The sequence below is a fragment of the Youngimonas ophiurae (nom. illeg.) genome (assembly GCF_049803795.1).
Taxonomy (GTDB): Bacteria; Pseudomonadota; Alphaproteobacteria; order Rhodobacterales; family Rhodobacteraceae; genus Thalassobius.
This window is the reverse complement of the sequence record NZ_JBNAGJ010000002.1, coordinates 371371-386622: the sequence shown is the minus strand read 5'-3', so window position 1 is coordinate 386622 and position 15252 is coordinate 371371. Positions and strand designations below refer to the sequence as shown.

Here is a 15252-nt window from a genome sequence, read left to right as displayed (position 1 = left end):
CGCGTGCATTTTGTTCATGACCGTTCCCTCCTCCTCATTTTGGGAAGGTGGCACAGATGGAAGAGTCGATCAATGGTGTGAAATAGAATTCCGCATAGTGGAAGCAATGTGTTCAGCCATGGCTCTTCCGTTGGACGCCATGCGATTCGAGCGTTTCATTTGCCCGTGCCACGCAGGGGGGGCGAGCGCCCAGTTTCGTGGCAATGGCGGAAATAGGCGGTTTTCGAGGGCCGCGCGCAGGATGTGTAACCGCTTGATCGTGATGGTTTCTTTGCCCGGTGATAGGTTTTTCTTTGTCCGGTGACGGATTTATTAAATTCAACTCCCGCGCCAAGCATGTCATATCGGACCCATCGTGTTGCAATCGATAGAATCCGGAAGATTAAAATGACCAGTCAGACCCAAGTCATCTCGAGTGACCTCATTCCATCCGAATTGGCCCCGATTATCGCGGCTTTGTGCGCCGTTTCCAAAGATGTGGCCAAGATCATTGCCAAGGGCCCGCTGGGCCAGTCCCTGGCGCATCAGGTGGGCGAGAACAGCGATGGCGACGGGCAAAAGGCGCTGGACGTGCTTTCGGATGAGATGTTCGCCGAAGCGCTGAAGGATACCTCGGTGCGCTGGTATGCCTCGGAAGAGCAGGAAGACGCGGTTCTGCTGAATGCGGCCGGGAAATATGCGCTGGCGATTGATCCGCTGGACGGGTCTTCGAACATTGATGTGAACGTGTCGATCGGGACGATTTTCTCGATTTACGCCACCAAGGACGGGGCCGAGGAAAGCTTCTTGCGCCCTGCCAATGAACAGCTGGCGGGCGGGTATATCGTCTATGGTCCGGCGACCGCGCTGGTGGTGACTTTTGGCGCGGGGACGCTGCAATTCGTGCTGAACCCCGAGACGGGCCTGTTCGAGCTGGCCGAGACGGCGATGAAAATCCCTGCGACCTCGAAAGAGTTTGCGATCAACGCGTCGAACCAGCGCCATTGGGTCAAGCCCGTGCGCGCCTATATCGACGATTGCCTGGCCGGCGCCGAGGGCCCGCTGGGCCAGAATTTCAACATGCGCTGGGTCGGGTCTCTGGTGGCGGAAACGCACCGGATTCTGACGCGCGGGGGGCTGTTCCTCTATCCGCGTGACGCGCGCGCAGGCTATGAGAACGGCCGCCTGCGGATGGTCTATGAATGCGCGCCCATGGCCTTCTTGGTGGAACAGGCGCAGGGCGAGGCCACCGATGGCGAAACCCCGATCATGCAGCAGGCCGCCGACACGCTGCACGGACGTGCGCCGCTGGTGTTTGGCAGTGCCGAACTGGTGGATGGCGTGGCGTCCTATCATAAATAAGCGGCAGAACCCTGTCCAAAAGGACAGGGTGCGCGCCCGAAGGGTGGAACGCCGCCGCCTGGCGGGCTATGGGCTGAGCAAGGTACCTGGTGCCTCATGCTGCCCAGCCCCGTGGGGGTCAAAATTCCAAGAGGATGCCCAATGGCTTTGATCACCCTTCGTCAATTATTGGACCACGCGGCCGAGCATGGCTATGGCGTGCCGGCCTTCAACATCAACAACATGGAGCAGGGTCTGGCGATCATGCAGGCCGCGCAGAAGGTGGACGCGCCGGTGATCTTGCAAGCTTCGCGCGGGGCGCGCAGCTATGCCGGGGACATCATGCTGCGTCACATGGTGCAGGCGCTGTCGGAAATGTACCCCGATATTCCGATCTGTATGCATCAGGACCACGGCAATAACGAAGCCACCTGCCTTAGCGCCATTCGCCACGGGTTCACCAGCGTGATGATGGACGGCAGTCTTGAGGCGGATATGAAAACGCCCGCGTCCTATGACTACAATGTCGAGATCACCAAACGCGTGACGGATGCGGCCCATTGGGTCGGGGCCAGTGTCGAGGGCGAGCTGGGCGTTCTGGGCAGTCTGGAAACCGGCGAGGCGGCGGCCGAGGATGGCTCGGGGGCCGAGGGCAAGCTGAGCCAGGACCAGCTGCTGACCGATCCCGATCAGGCGGTGGATTTCGTGAAAACCACCAAATGCGATGCGCTGGCGATTGCCTGCGGCACCTCGCACGGGGCCTATAAATTCAGCCGCAAACCGGACGGAGACATCCTGTCGATGTCCACGATCGAGGCGATCAACCGCAAACTGCCCGGCATCCATCTGGTGATGCATGGCTCCAGCTCGGTGCCGCAGCCGTTGCAGGACATGATCAACGCTTTCGGCGGGGACATGCCTCAGACTTACGGCGTGCCGGTCGAGGAAATCGAGCGCGGCATCAAACACGGTGTGCGCAAGGTCAACATCGACACCGATTGCCGCATGGCGATGACCGGCCAGTTCCGCAAAATCGCGACCCAGAAACCGCAGGAATTCGACCCGCGCAAGTTCCTGATCCCGGCGATGCAGGAGATGGAAGACCTGTGCCGCGACCGTTTCGAACGCTTCGGCACGGCCGGCCATGCCAGCCAGATCAAGGTGATCTCGATGGATGATATGGCCGCGCGCTATGCAGACGGGTCTTTGGATCCGTAAGGCGGGCAAAAAAACCGTTCAATAGCTGGCGGGCCCCTTCGAAAACGCCCGAGCGCGTACTATAGAAGGGGCACGTCAATCGCCCATCTGACAAGGAAACGCACATGTCCTTTGACCGCTCCATCAAGATCGCTCCGTCGATTCTGTCTGCCGATTTCGCCAATTTCGGCCAGGAAATCCAAGCCATCGAAGCCCAGGGCGCCGATTGGGTGCATGTGGATGTCATGGACGGGCATTTCGTGCCGAACCTGACTTTCGGCCCGCCCGCGGTCAAAGCGTTCCGCCCGCATGTGAAAACCTTCATGGATGTGCACCTGATGATCGCGCCGGTGGACCCCTATATTCAGGCCTATGCCGATGCGGGTGCCGATATGATCACCGCCCATTGGGAGGCAGGCCCCCACCCGCACCGCACCTTGCAGGCGATCAAGGCGACGGGGAAAATGGCGGGCATTTCGCTGAACCCCGGCACTCCGGCCAGCGTGATCTCTGAGGTTCTGGACCTGGTGGATATGGTTCTGGTCATGAGCGTGAACCCCGGTTTCGGCGGTCAGAAGTTCATTCCCTCATCCGTGGAAAAGGTCCGTCAAATCCGCGAAATGATCGGCGAACGCGAGATCATGATTCAGGTGGATGGCGGTGTGGATCCCGTCACTGTTGGGCCTTTGGTGGCGGCTGGGGCGGATTGTTTCGTGGCTGGCTCGGCCGTGTTCAAAGGGGGCTCGGTTGAGAACCCGGAGGTCTATGGCGAAAACATCCGCGCAATCCGTGCGGCGGCACAGGCCGCGCAGTAAGGTATTGTAATTTATGCAGGTTGCCCCTGGGCGGGCCCGGCAGGAAAGATGTGCCCATGGCAAGTATCGTTTTCGATCTGGATGGCACGCTGATCGACAGCGCGCCGGACATCCGCGCGGCGGTGAACAGGATGCTGGCCGAGGAGGGGTGCGAACCTCTGGATCTGCCGACGATTGTCTCGTTTATCGGGAATGGATTGCCGAAGCTGGTTGAGCGCGTGATCGCGCGGGTCGGGCTGGATGAGGCTCGCCAGGCCGAACTGACGGCGATCACGCTGGCTCATTACAGCGCGGCGGCCACGGATCTGACCCGCCCCTATGCCGGTGTCGCAGAGACCTTGGAGAGGCTGAAACAGGCCGGGCACGTTCTGGCGCTATGCACGAACAAACCCGAAGCGCCGGCCCGCGCCATTTTGCGTGATCTGGGGATGGCGCATTTCTTTGACGGGGTGGTGGGGGGCGACACGCTGAATGTCAAGAAACCCGATCCCGCGCCCTTGTTGCATATCGTTGGGCATCTGGAGCGGGCGGATGTGCTTTATGTCGGGGATAGCGAGGTGGATGCGGAGACGGCTCAGCGCGCGGGTATTCGTTTCGCGCTGTTCACCGGAGGCTATCGTAAAAGCCCGGTCGATCAGATTCCGCATCAGGATGTGTTTGGCGATTTCACGGAGTTGCCGGGGTTGGTGGAGGCGGCCTGTCCGCTGGGGCGCGCCGGGATTTGAGTGTGGAATGAGTATTTGCAGAGCAAAGAAGCGGGGTTAATGCGTCACGCCTGCGAGACGGCTGAGCAGGACCGCGACGTTTTTGACTTTGAATTTGCGCAAGAGGCGGGCGCGGACGTCCTCGACCGTGCGGGGGGACAGGCTGAGCACCTTGGCGATTTCCTTGCTGGTGTAGCCGCGTGAGAGCCACATGAGGACTTCGCGTTCGCGCGGGGTGAGGGTGGGGCCTTCGGGGTCGGTGTCGATCAGGGCGAAGCTGAGGACGATGCGGTCCAGTGGGCTGTCCGGGGTCAGGGTGCGGGCGCGGAAGCGGCACCAGAATTGGTGCCCATCGCGGTGGCGCATCAGACGTTCGTCGGAATAGGGCAGGGATTGGCGCAGCGGTTCCAGCCCGATGTCCCTGATCTGGTGAAATTCCTGATCGGTGCCGTAGAGCAGGCGGAAGCTTTGACCGATCAGATCCTGTTTGTCATAGCCGAACATATGCGCAAACGAGCCATTACAGGCGCGGATCACGCGTTGCTCGGTCAGGGCGATGCCCATGGGGGCGCTGTCGAAGGCCAGGGTTTCCAGATCGTTCATATGTCACCGTGTTCATACGGTATTGGCACCGTATGCGCTAGGGATGCATGGTTTTGAGAGCAAATGCAAGCAGCAGAGGATCATCGCCTGCATGACCATCGACCAGCGCCTGAGTGACGAGATTGATGCCCGCCGTGAGGATTTGATCCAGCTGACGGGCGATCTGATCCGCATCCCGACGCTGAATCCTCCGGGTGAGAATTACCGTGACATCTGCGAGTTTCTGGCCAATCGGTTGCGCCCGCAGGGGTTTGCGATTGAGCTGGTGCGGGCGCATGGGGTCCCTGGCGACAGTGAGAAATACCCGCGCTGGAATGTGATTGCGCGGCGCGAGGGAAAGCGTTTGGGCGATTGCGTACATTTCAACAGCCATATTGATGTGGTGGATGTGGGGCTGGGCTGGACGGTGGACCCGTTTGGCGGCGCGTTGATCGACGGGAAGGTTTACGGGCGCGGGGCCTGTGACATGAAGGGCGGGCTGGCGGCCAGTATCGTGGCGGCCGAGGCGTTTATTGCCGTGTGTCCGGATTTTGCCGGAGCCATTGAAATCAGCGGCACGGCCGATGAGGAATCGGGGGGATTTGGCGGGGTAGCCTATCTGGCGCAGCAAGGGTTTTTCGCCCCCGAGCGGGTGCAGCATGTGATCATCCCCGAGCCGTTGAACAAGGACCGGATTTGCCTGGGCCACCGCGGCGTATGGTGGGCCGAGATCGAGACATTTGGCGAGATCGCCCATGGCTCGATGCCCTTTCTGGGGGACTGCGCCGTGCGCCACATGGGGGCCGTGATGGAGGAGATGGAGCACAGCCTGTTCCCTGCCCTGGCGCAGAAACGCACGGATATGCCGGTGGTGCCCGAAGGGGCCAAGCAATCGACGCTGAATATCAACTCGATCCACGGCGGTCAGGCCGAGGGGGATGCCGATTTCACCGGATTGCCCAGCCCCTGCGTGCCCGACAGTTGCCGGATGGTCATCGACCGGCGTTTCCTGATCGAAGAGGATATCGACGATGTGCAGGCCGAGGTGATGGAGGTGCTGCGCAAGGTCGAGGCCGACCGCGACAGTTTCCGCTATGACGTGCGCGAGCTGCACCGCGTCCTGCCGACCATGACGGAAAAAGACGCTCCGATTGTGAAAACCGTGGCGCAGGCGATTTTGGACACGATGGGGACGGATGCGCAATTCGTGGTCAGCCCCGGCACCTATGATCAAAAGCATATCGACCGTATCGGCAAGCTGCATAACTGCATCGCCTATGGGCCGGGGATTTTGGATTTGGCGCACAAACCGGATGAATATGTCGGTGTGGATGATATGCTCGATTCTGCGAAGGTGATGGGCCGCACGCTGATCGAGCTTTTGGCAAGCCCGGAAGAGGCGGCCTGACAACAGGGAGAAAGAGGATGACTTTTAAGGGACTTAAGACCGGCTTGATCAGCGCGCTTGCGCTGGCGGCCAGCGTTGGGGTGGCTCACGCGAAAACCGATATTGTCGTGGCGATGCAGCTGGAGCCGCCGCATCTGGACCCGACCTCGGCCGCTGCCGGGGCGATTGACTCGGTGCTGTATTCCAACGTCTTCGAGGGGCTGACCCGGTTTGGCGCGGATGGGTCTGTGAACCCCGGCCTGGCCAAAAGCTGGGAGATTTCCGAGGACGGGACCGAGTATACCTTTCATCTGAATGAGGGCGTGACCTTCCATGATGGCAGCGCGATGGACGCTGAGGACGTGAAATTCAGCCTGGATCGCGCCCGCGCCGAGGACAGCGCCAATGCGCAGAAGGCCCTGTTTGCAGGGATCACGGATGTGACCGTGGTGGACCCGATGACCGTCAAGGTCACGCTGGACGGGCCGAACGGATCCTTCCTGTTCAACATGGCCTGGGGCGACGCGGTGATTGTCGCGCCTGAATCGATTGAAAACATCAAAACCGCCCCGGTGGGCACGGGGGCGTTCAAGTTCTCTAACTGGGTGCAGGGCGATAAGATCGACCTGGAGAAGAATACCGCGTATTGGGGCACGCCGGCCAAGCTGGATAAGGTGAGCTTCAAATTCATCAGCGACCCGACCGCCGCATTCGCTGCCGTGATGGCCGAGGATGTGAATGCTTTCGTCGGCTTCCCCGCGCCGGAAAACCTGCCTCAGTTTGAGGCGGACCCGCGGTTCCAGGTGCTGGTTGGCTCGACCGAAGGGGAAACCATCCTGTCCACCAATAACAAGATGCCTCCGCTGGATAATGTGAAAGTGCGCGCGGCTGTGGCCCATGCGATCGACCGGCAGGCGATCATCGACGGCGCGATGTTTGGTTATGGTACGCCGATTGGCACTCATTTTGCACCGCACAACCCCGATTACGTCGATCTGACGGGGGGCAGTGCCTATGATCCGGAAATGGCCAGGAAACTGCTGGCCGAGGCCGGATACCCCGATGGGTTCAAGACCACGCTGAAACTGCCGCCGCCGTCCTATGCGCGGCGCGGAGGCGAGATTATCGCGGCCCAGCTACGCGCCGTGGGGATCGAGACCGAGATCAGCAATCTGGAATGGGCGCAATGGCTGGAGCAGGTGTTCCGCGGCAAGGATTACGGGCTGACCATTGTCAGCCACACCGAACCGTTTGACATCGGGATCTATGCGCGGCCTGATTACTATTTCCAGTATGACAGCGCGGTGTTTCAGGCCTTGAATACGGCGCTGGCCGCCGAGAGCGACCCGGCGCGGCGCTCTGAGCTGCTGACAGCGATGCAGGAGAAGATCAGCGGTGATTATGTGAACGGCTATCTGTTCCAGCTGGCCTTCCCGACCGTGGCGAATGCCAAGGTGATGGGCCTGTGGAAGGATGCGCCGACCCAGGCGACGGATATGACCGGGGTTTACTGGGCCGAGTGATCTGAGCGCGGGCGTTCGTGCATGAGGGGATGTGCGGACGCCTCCGGCGGGAGTATTTCCGTCAGAAAGAAACGAAGAAGGGTGCGGGGCCCTCGTAAGGTGGGTGACGGGCGAGATGCTGCGCTATTTTCTGAAAAGAATGGTGTCTTTGGGGCTGAGCCTGGCGGTGGCCTCGGTGGTGATTTTCCTGGCGCTTGAGGTCGTGCCGGGGGATCCGGCGGCCTATATGCTGGGGATTAATGCGCAAGAGGATACGCTGGCTGCGCTGCGTGAGGAACTGGGGTTGGATGACTCGGTTCTGGAGCGGTATGTGTCCTGGGTGGGCGGGATGCTGACCGGGGATTTCGGGGTGTCCTATACGTATCGCACGCCGGTGGCCGAGATGATTGGCGAGCGGCTTTGGGTGTCGCTGCCGCTGGCGATTTATGCGCTGACGCTGAGCACGGCAATTGCCTTTCCTGCCGGGATCTGGGCGGCGAGCAGACGCGGATCGGCCGTGGATGTAGGGGTGATGGGGGTGACGCAGCTGGGCGTGGCGATCCCGAATTTCTGGTTTGCGATGCTGATGGTGCTGGTTTTTGCGATCAATTTGCGGTGGTTTTCGGCCGGCGGGTTTTTTGGCTGGGAGGCTGGCTTTTTTGCGGCGGTGAAGTCGCTGACCCTGCCTGCGGTGGCGTTGGCTTTGCCTCAGGCCAGTATTCTGGCGCGGGTGATGCGGTCGTCTTTGCTGGATACGCTGAGCGAGGATTTCATCCGCACGGCGCGGGCCAAGGGGCTGAGCAAGCGGCAGGCATTATGGGGGCACGCGTTGCGCAATGCGTTGATTCCGGTGCTGACGATTATCGGATTGCAGTTTTCGTTTCTGCTGGCTGGCGCGATTATTATCGAGAACGTGTTTTTCCTGCCGGGGCTGGGGCGGCTGGTGTTCCAGTCGATCAGCGCGCGGGATCTGATTGTGGTGGAATCGGTGGTGATGCTGCTTGTCTTTGCCGTGATCGTGGTGAATTTCGCGGTGGATATGGCCTATGCGCTGGTGGATCCTCGGCTGAGGGGGCGGCGCTGATGGGCAATCGGAACCTGTGGATCGGCACGATTCTGACGCTGATTTTTGCCGGGGCGGCGGTGCTGAGTTTCGCCTGGGTGCCTTATGACGTGACCGGGCTGGACATCGCCAACAAGATCAAGCCGCCCAGTGCCGCGCATCCTTTGGGGACGGATCATTTTGGCCGCGATATTCTGAGCATGATCATGGTGGGGGCGCGGACCTCGATCGCGGTTGCCTTGGTGGCGGTGGGGATCGGTATGGGGGTCGGGGTGCCGTTGGGGCTGGCGGCGGCGGCGCGCAAGGGCGGGCTGATGGACGAGCTGATCATGCGCGGCAACGATCTGGTTTTTGCCTTTCCCAGCCTGCTGATCGCCATCATGATCACCGCCGTTTTCGGGGCCTCGGCGTTGAATGCGATCATCGCGATTGGCATTTTCAACATCCCGGTTTTCGCGCGGCTGACGCGCTCGGGGGCGCTGAGCCTGTGGACGCGGGACTATGTGATGGCGGCGCGGGTGTCGGGGAAATCGGCGGCGCGGATCTCGGTCGAGCATATCCTGCCCAACGTGTTGAACCTGCTGATCGTGCAGGGGACGATCCAGTTCTCACTGGGCATCCTGGCCGAGGCGGGGCTGAGCTATGTGGGGCTGGGCGCGCAGCCGCCGACGCCGTCCTGGGGGCGGATGCTGGCGGACAGTCAGACGATGATTTCATTCGCGCCGCATATGGCCCTGTTCCCCGGATTGGCGATTTTGCTGACGGTGTTGGGGCTGAACCTGATGGGCGATGGGCTGCGTGATCTGTTTGACCCCAAACTGCGGAGAGCACGGACATGAGCCTGTTGCAGATCGAAGGGCTGAACCTGTCCATTCATGGCGCTCCGATCCTGAAGAATGTGGGGCTGTCAGTTGCGCCCGGCCAGATCGTCGGCGTGATTGGCGAAAGCGGCTCGGGCAAGTCGATGACTGCTTTTGCGGCGCTGCAACTGCTTCCACACGGCTCCGTATGTTCTGGGCGGATCATTCTGAATGGGCAGGATGTTCTGAACATGCCCGAGCCATCCCTGTGCCAGATGCGTGGCCGTGATGTGGGTATGGTTTTTCAGGAACCGATGACCGCGTTGAACCCGATCAAGACCATCGGCGATCAGGTGGCCGAGACCATTCTGATTCATGAGAACGTCAGTCGCTCCGAGGCTCTGACCCGCGCAGCCGAGGCGCTGACACGGGCCGAACTTCCCCAAGACAGGTTCCCCCTGGGGCGTTATCCACACGAGCTGTCCGGCGGCCAAAGACAGCGTGTGGTGATCGCGATGGCCATCGCTCTGCGCCCCAAACTGCTGATCGCGGACGAGCCGACAACGGCGCTGGACGTAACCACGCAGGCGCAGATCCTGACTCTGCTGCGCAAGCTGGTACAAGAGGAAGGCATGGGGCTTTTGCTGATCAGCCATGATCTGGCGGTGGTCGCGGATATGGCCGATGAGATCGTGATCATGCGCCAAGGTGAAGTCGTTGAATCTGGCGCGGCGGACTGGCTGTTGCGCAACATGCGGCACCCGTATTCGAAGGCGCTTCTTGAGGCCTCGGCCCATCAGCCCGACCGTTCCACAGACGAGCCGTCAGAGGTTCTTCTGGACGTTCGCAATGTCGTGCGCGACTACACGATTCACCGTCAGGGCTGGTGGGGCGGCACGCAGACATTCCGCGCGGTGAAAGGCGTCAGTTTCCAATTGCGTCAGGGCGAAAGCCTGGGCTTGGTGGGCGAATCCGGCTGCGGAAAATCCACGTTAACCCGTGCCATTCTGGGGCTGGAAGAGACTCAGGGCGGAGAAATTATCGCTTTTGGTCAAAGAGTTGGACGGGATTTTCCCAATTCTCTTAGATCCGGTATACAGGTCGTTTTTCAAGATCCCTACAGCAGCTTCAACCCCCGTTGGAAAGTTGCGCGTCTGGTGGCCGAGCCTTTTCATCTGGCGCACAGACGTCCCGATGACTGGCGCGCTCGGGTCGCCAAAGTGCTGGAGGACGTGGGCATTGGCGCCGACGCGATGGAGCGCTACATCCATGAATTCAGCGGGGGGCAGCGGCAGCGGATCGCCATTGCGCGCGCTCTTATTCTGCGGCCGGAAATCGTAATTCTGGACGAGGCCGTCAGCGCGCTGGACGTCAGCATCCGCGCACAGATTCTGGATCTTCTGGCGACGCTGCAAACGGAATACCGGCTGGCCTATCTGTTCATCAGCCACGACCTGCGCGTTGTGCGCTCGATCACCGATCGGGTGATGGTGATGCGCGCGGGCGAGATCGTGGAACAAGGCGCCACCGCGCAGGTCTTTGACGACCCGCAGCATGACTATACCCAGCAATTGATTGCCGCCGCGCCGGTTCTGCCGGAGGACGTGACAAACGGAGAGAACGATGACCGAGCTGAACCTGTGGTTTGACCCCACGAAATGCCTGATCAATGGGAAATGGGTAAGGCCGGCCTCGGGGCAGGTGTTGCCGCTGATGGATCCCTCCACCGGGGCCGAGATCGGCGCGATAGCCCGCGGTGGAGCCGAGGATATTGACGCTGCGATTGACGCCGCCCGCGCCGCATTTGAAGGGGAGTGGGGGCGGACTCCGGCCTCCGTACGGGGGCGTATCCTGCTGAAGCTGCGCGACCTTGTGATGACCCAAGTCGAGGATCTGGCCCGGATCGAGGCAATGGATGTAGGCAAGCCGCTGAAACAGGCGCGGGCGGACGCGATTGCCCTGGCGCGCTACTGCGAATTCTACGGCGGTGCGGCGGACAAACTGCATGGGGAAACGATTCCCTATCTGGAGGGCTATACCGTTTATACGCTGCGCGAGCCGCATGGTGTGACCGGCCATATCGTGCCGTGGAATTACCCGATGCAGATCATCGGCCGCTCGGTTGGCGCGGCTCTGGCGACGGGCAATGCCTGCGTTCTGAAACCGGCCGAGGACGCCTGCCTGACCGCTTTGGCCTTTGCCGATATGGCGAAAGAGGCGGGCCTGCCCGATGGCGTTCTGAATGTCGTGCCTGGGCTGGGATCCGAGGCAGGGGCCGCGCTTAGCGCTTCGGACAGGATCGACCATATCAGTTTTACTGGCTCGGTCGCGACGGGGGTGAATGTGCAGATGGCCGCCGCGCCGAACGTGGTGCCGGTGACGCTGGAACTGGGGGGCAAGTCGCCTCAGATCGTGTTCGACGATGCCGATATTGACGCGGCCCTGCCGTTTTTGGTGAATGCGGGGATTCAGAATGCGGGGCAGACGTGCTCGGCCTCCAGCCGGATTTTGGTGCATCGCTCGGTGCACGATCAGGTGTTGGCGCGGATGGCCGAGCGATACAGCGCCTTGCAGGTGGGGCCTGCGTTGGCCGATCTGGACGTGGGGCCGCTGATCTCGGCCAAGCAGCGTGGGATTGTCAGCGGTTTTCTGGCGAAAGGGGCCGATCTGGAAACCGCGGCGCAGGGGGTTTTGCAGGACGCGCCCGAGGGGGGGAATTTCCTCCGGCCTACGCTGTTCGCCGGTGTGGCCCCCGATCACGCGCTGGCGCGGGACGAGATTTTCGGCCCGGTGCAGGTGGTCATCCCGTTCGAGGATGAGGACGAGGCCATCGCCATCGCGAACGGCACGGATTACGGGCTGGTGGCCTCGGTCTGGACGCAGAATGGCGCGCGGCAGATGCGCATGGCCAAACGCATCCGTACGGGACAGGTGTTTATCAACAACTACGGCGCTGGTGGCGGGGTCGAGCTGCCCTTTGGCGGGATGGGGAAATCCGGGCATGGCCGGGAAAAGGGGTTTGAGGCGATGTATGGATTCACCACGCTGAAAACTGTCGCGGCCTTGCATGGATGACGCGGCGCCGCACCGGCTGCTGGAGGCCGCGCGCCAGGCCCGCGCCTTTCTGGAGCCTCATTGGGCGGCATGGCACCGGCGTGCGGGCAGCCCGAAGAAACGGACGCTTAGCCAGGGGACGTGTGGCCGCTCCAGCCTGTTTGTGCGGGATGTGCTGCGCAGCCGTGGAATCCCAGCCGAATTTGTGATCGGCAGTCCGGCGCTTGGGCCGCAGGGATACCGGCTGGACGGGGTGTGGCACGGACATGCCTGGGTCCAAAGCGGGGGATGGATCGTGGATGTGACGGCCGATCAATTCGGTGCGCCCGGTGTCATGATCACGCGCCTTGGGGATCAGCGATACAAGGCCGGCCAGGACACAGCCGAGCCGGAATTCCAGCTGTTGCGCCAGCAAGCGGCGCGGCAGTTACTGAAGAATTGGACTGAAAAACTGGGAGAGATGCATGAGACTTGAAGGAAAGCGCGCCATCGTGACAGGGGGCGCCAGCGGGTTCGGCGCTGGCATCGCACGGAAATTCGCCGCCGAGGGCGCGCAGGTGATGGTGGCCGATCTGAACGCAGATCTGGCGGCGCAGGTGGCTGCGGATATCGGTGGGATCGCGGTGCAGGTGGATGTCTCGGATGCCGCCAGCGTGGCGGCGATGGCGGAGAAGGTGCAATTGGACTGGGCCGGGGTGGAGATCATCGTCAACAACGCCGGGGTGACTCATCTGCCCAAACCGATGGAGACAGTCACGGACGCGGAATTCGACCGCGTTTTCAACGTGAACTGCAAAAGCGTCTACCTGATGGCGCGGGCGTTCAATCCGATGATGGTGGCGGCCAGAGCGGGGGCGATTTTGAACGTGGCCTCGACAGCGGGGCTTAGCCCGCGTCCGAACCTGAACTGGTACAATGCCTCGAAGGGATGGATGATCACCGCGACGAAAACCATGGCGGTGGAACTGGCCCCCAAGGGCATCCGCGTGAATGCCCTGTGTCCGGTAGCGGGGGAAACGCCGCTTTTGTCCAGTTTCATGGGCGAGGATACGCCCGAGATGCGCGCCAAGTTCCTGTCCACCATTCCGATCGGGCGGTTTTCCACCCCCGAGGATCTGGGAAATGCGGCCTGCTTTCTGTGCTCGGACGAGGCCAGCATGATCACCGGCACCGCGATGGAGGTGGATGGCGGGCGCTGTATCTAAAGGCTGGGGGCGGGCTCTTTGGAGAGGGTCGCCCTCTCGGCCGCGTCAAGACGGTTCAAGGCACTGATTTTGCACCCAGTTTCCCGTAGGGCGCGGCTCCAGATTTTGCGAACGGACTGCGCAGACCAGGGCAGGACTGCCTGGGCCGCCCAGGCGCGGGCCTCGGGGGGTAGATTGTCAAAGGCGGCCATCGGATTCCCGGCGGCGCGTCTGCGTTTCTTTAGCTGGGTAGACAGGTTTCGGGTCATTGCGGCACTTGGTTTTATGAATGATTAGGTAATAACATTACATTTCTGGCGTCAAGCCCGGAAACCCCGTTCAGAAGGATACGGGTTTATACTGAATTGACGGTTAACCCGCTCAGTTTCTAGCATTAGCCCAAGACAACACGTCTATATTGATCAGGGAGGATCACCGTGAAACGTACAGTTCTGACCGGGCTTGTCTCGGCGCTGGCACTGGCTGCAACCGGCGCGATGGCGGACATCAAGATTGCCCATGTCTATGGCAAAACCGGCCCGTTCGAGGCCTATGCGAAACAGTCTCATGACGGGCTGATGCTGGGGCTGGAATATGCGACCGGCGGCACGATGGAGATTGACGGCGAAAAGATCGTGGTGATCGAAAAGGACACTCAGCTGAAGCCCGACAACGGCAAGGCCCTGCTGGAAGAGGCCTATGGCGATGACGAGGTTGATCTGGCCGTGGGGCCGGTCAGCTCGGGCGTGGCGCTGGCGATGCTGCCGGTGGCCGAGGAATATGAAAAGATCCTGATCGTCGAGCCGGCCGTGGCCGACAGCATCACCGGCGCGAACTGGAACCGCTATATTTTCCGCACCGGGCGCAACAGTTCGCAAGATGCGGTGGCGAATGCGATTGCGCTGGCGGGCGATGACGTGAAAATCGCAACCCTGGCGCAGGATTATGCCTTTGGCCGTGACGGGATCGCTGCGTTCAAAGAGGCCCTGGCCGGAACCGGCACCGAAATCGTGGCCGAGGAATACGTGCCCACCGACACCACTGATTTCACCGCTGCGGCCGAGCGTATCTTCAACGCGATGAAGGATGTCGAAGGCACCAAGAAACTGTTCGTGATCTGGGCCGGCGGCGGCAACCCCATGAGCAAGATCCAGGCGATGGATCCGGGCCGTTTTGGCATCCAGATGGCAACCGGGGGCAATATCCTGGCGGCTCTGGCCTCGTATAAACAGTTTCCGGGAATGGAAGGCGCGACCTATTATTTCTACGAAAACCCCAAAAACGAGATCAACGACTGGCTGGTGAAAACCCACCAAGAGCGTTACGGCACGCCGCCCGATTTCTTTACTGCGGGTGGTATGGCAGCCGGTCTGGCCGTGGTTGAGGCGATCAAAAAGGCCGGAGGCACCGACACCGAGGATCTGATCACCGCCATGGAAGGCATGGAATGGGACACGCCCAAGGGTAAGATGAAGTTCCGCGCCGAGGACCATCAGGCGATGCAATCCATGTATCACTTCAAGATCAAGGTCGAGGACGGCGTCGAATGGGCGATCCCCGAACTGGTGCGCGAACTGACCATTGATGACCTGCCGATCCCGGTCCGGACTGGCGAATAATCTGAACGGCTTTGCGCCGGGGGTG

15 protein-coding genes are annotated in these 15252 nt (G+C 61.2%); 13 read left to right on the top strand and 2 right to left on the bottom strand.

Annotated elements, in window-relative coordinates; genetic code table 11:
- The first annotated feature begins 387 nt into the window (after positions 1-387).
- The 4 genes from ACP15O_RS06365 (at position 388) to gph (ending at position 4057) form a co-directional block, all read left to right on the top strand.
- Complete coding sequence (locus ACP15O_RS06365; protein WP_425095210.1) at positions 388-1341, top strand: class 1 fructose-bisphosphatase; 954 nt, start codon at positions 388-390, stop codon at positions 1339-1341.
- A gap of 141 nt (positions 1342-1482) precedes the next feature.
- Positions 1483-2538 carry a class II fructose-bisphosphate aldolase gene (gene fba / locus ACP15O_RS06360; protein ID WP_425095209.1) on the top strand — a complete coding sequence of 352 codons (1056 nt, stop codon included), beginning with the start codon at positions 1483-1485 and terminating at the stop codon, positions 2536-2538.
- A gap of 104 nt (positions 2539-2642) precedes the next feature.
- Positions 2643-3332 (top strand): ribulose-phosphate 3-epimerase, encoded by a 690-nt coding sequence (gene rpe, locus ACP15O_RS06355; protein WP_425095208.1) that lies wholly within the window; start codon positions 2643-2645, stop codon positions 3330-3332.
- A gap of 56 nt (positions 3333-3388) precedes the next feature.
- The gene (gph, locus tag ACP15O_RS06350; RefSeq protein ID WP_425095207.1) at positions 3389-4057 is read left to right on the top strand and encodes a phosphoglycolate phosphatase; all 669 of its coding nucleotides are present in this window, start codon (positions 3389-3391) and stop codon (positions 4055-4057) included.
- A gap of 36 nt (positions 4058-4093) precedes the next feature.
- Here gph and ACP15O_RS06345 read toward each other — a convergent pair whose 3' ends face one another.
- Positions 4094-4639 (bottom strand): LuxR C-terminal-related transcriptional regulator, encoded by a 546-nt coding sequence (locus tag ACP15O_RS06345; protein ID WP_425095206.1) that lies wholly within the window; start codon positions 4637-4639, stop codon positions 4094-4096.
- Positions 4640-4730: 91 nt separating this feature from the next.
- Between ACP15O_RS06345 and ACP15O_RS06340 the strand changes: the two genes are divergently transcribed.
- From ACP15O_RS06340 to ACP15O_RS06305, 8 genes are all read left to right on the top strand, one after another.
- Entirely contained in the window at positions 4731-6026 is a 1296-nt protein-coding gene (locus tag ACP15O_RS06340; RefSeq protein WP_425095205.1) for an acetylornithine deacetylase/succinyl-diaminopimelate desuccinylase family protein, read from the top strand.
- Between the two features lie 17 nt (positions 6027-6043).
- Complete coding sequence (locus tag ACP15O_RS06335) at positions 6044-7528, top strand: ABC transporter substrate-binding protein (RefSeq protein ID WP_425095204.1); 1485 nt, start codon at positions 6044-6046, stop codon at positions 7526-7528.
- A gap of 115 nt (positions 7529-7643) precedes the next feature.
- The gene (locus tag ACP15O_RS06330) at positions 7644-8591 is read left to right on the top strand and encodes an ABC transporter permease (protein WP_425095203.1); all 948 of its coding nucleotides are present in this window, start codon (positions 7644-7646) and stop codon (positions 8589-8591) included.
- The gene (locus tag ACP15O_RS06325) at positions 8591-9409 is read left to right on the top strand and encodes an ABC transporter permease (protein WP_425095202.1); all 819 of its coding nucleotides are present in this window, start codon (positions 8591-8593) and stop codon (positions 9407-9409) included. The genes ACP15O_RS06330 and ACP15O_RS06325 overlap by 1 nt, the downstream gene beginning before the upstream one ends.
- Entirely contained in the window at positions 9406-11019 is a 1614-nt protein-coding gene (locus ACP15O_RS06320; protein WP_425095201.1) for an ABC transporter ATP-binding protein, read from the top strand. The genes ACP15O_RS06325 and ACP15O_RS06320 overlap by 4 nt, the downstream gene beginning before the upstream one ends.
- Positions 10994-12445, top strand: a complete 1452-nt coding sequence (locus ACP15O_RS06315) for an aldehyde dehydrogenase family protein (protein WP_425095200.1) — start codon at positions 10994-10996, stop codon at positions 12443-12445. The genes ACP15O_RS06320 and ACP15O_RS06315 overlap by 26 nt, the downstream gene beginning before the upstream one ends.
- The gene (locus tag ACP15O_RS06310) at positions 12438-12899 is read left to right on the top strand and encodes a transglutaminase-like domain-containing protein (RefSeq protein WP_425095199.1); all 462 of its coding nucleotides are present in this window, start codon (positions 12438-12440) and stop codon (positions 12897-12899) included. Before ACP15O_RS06315 ends, ACP15O_RS06310 begins: the two co-directional genes overlap by 8 nt.
- On the top strand, positions 12889-13629 hold the full coding sequence (locus ACP15O_RS06305; protein ID WP_425095198.1) for an SDR family oxidoreductase: 741 nt from the start codon (positions 12889-12891) through the stop codon (positions 13627-13629). The genes ACP15O_RS06310 and ACP15O_RS06305 overlap by 11 nt, the downstream gene beginning before the upstream one ends.
- Here the strand turns inward: ACP15O_RS06305 and ACP15O_RS06300 are convergent.
- On the bottom strand, positions 13626-13877 hold the full coding sequence (locus ACP15O_RS06300; protein WP_425095197.1) for a DUF6525 family protein: 252 nt from the start codon (positions 13875-13877) through the stop codon (positions 13626-13628). The genes ACP15O_RS06305 and ACP15O_RS06300 overlap by 4 nt on opposite strands.
- A gap of 168 nt (positions 13878-14045) precedes the next feature.
- Between ACP15O_RS06300 and ACP15O_RS06295 the strand changes: the two genes are divergently transcribed.
- Positions 14046-15227, top strand: coding sequence for a substrate-binding domain-containing protein (locus ACP15O_RS06295; protein ID WP_425095196.1), 1182 nt, complete (start codon positions 14046-14048; stop codon positions 15225-15227).
- Positions 15228-15252: the final 25 nt, after the last annotated feature.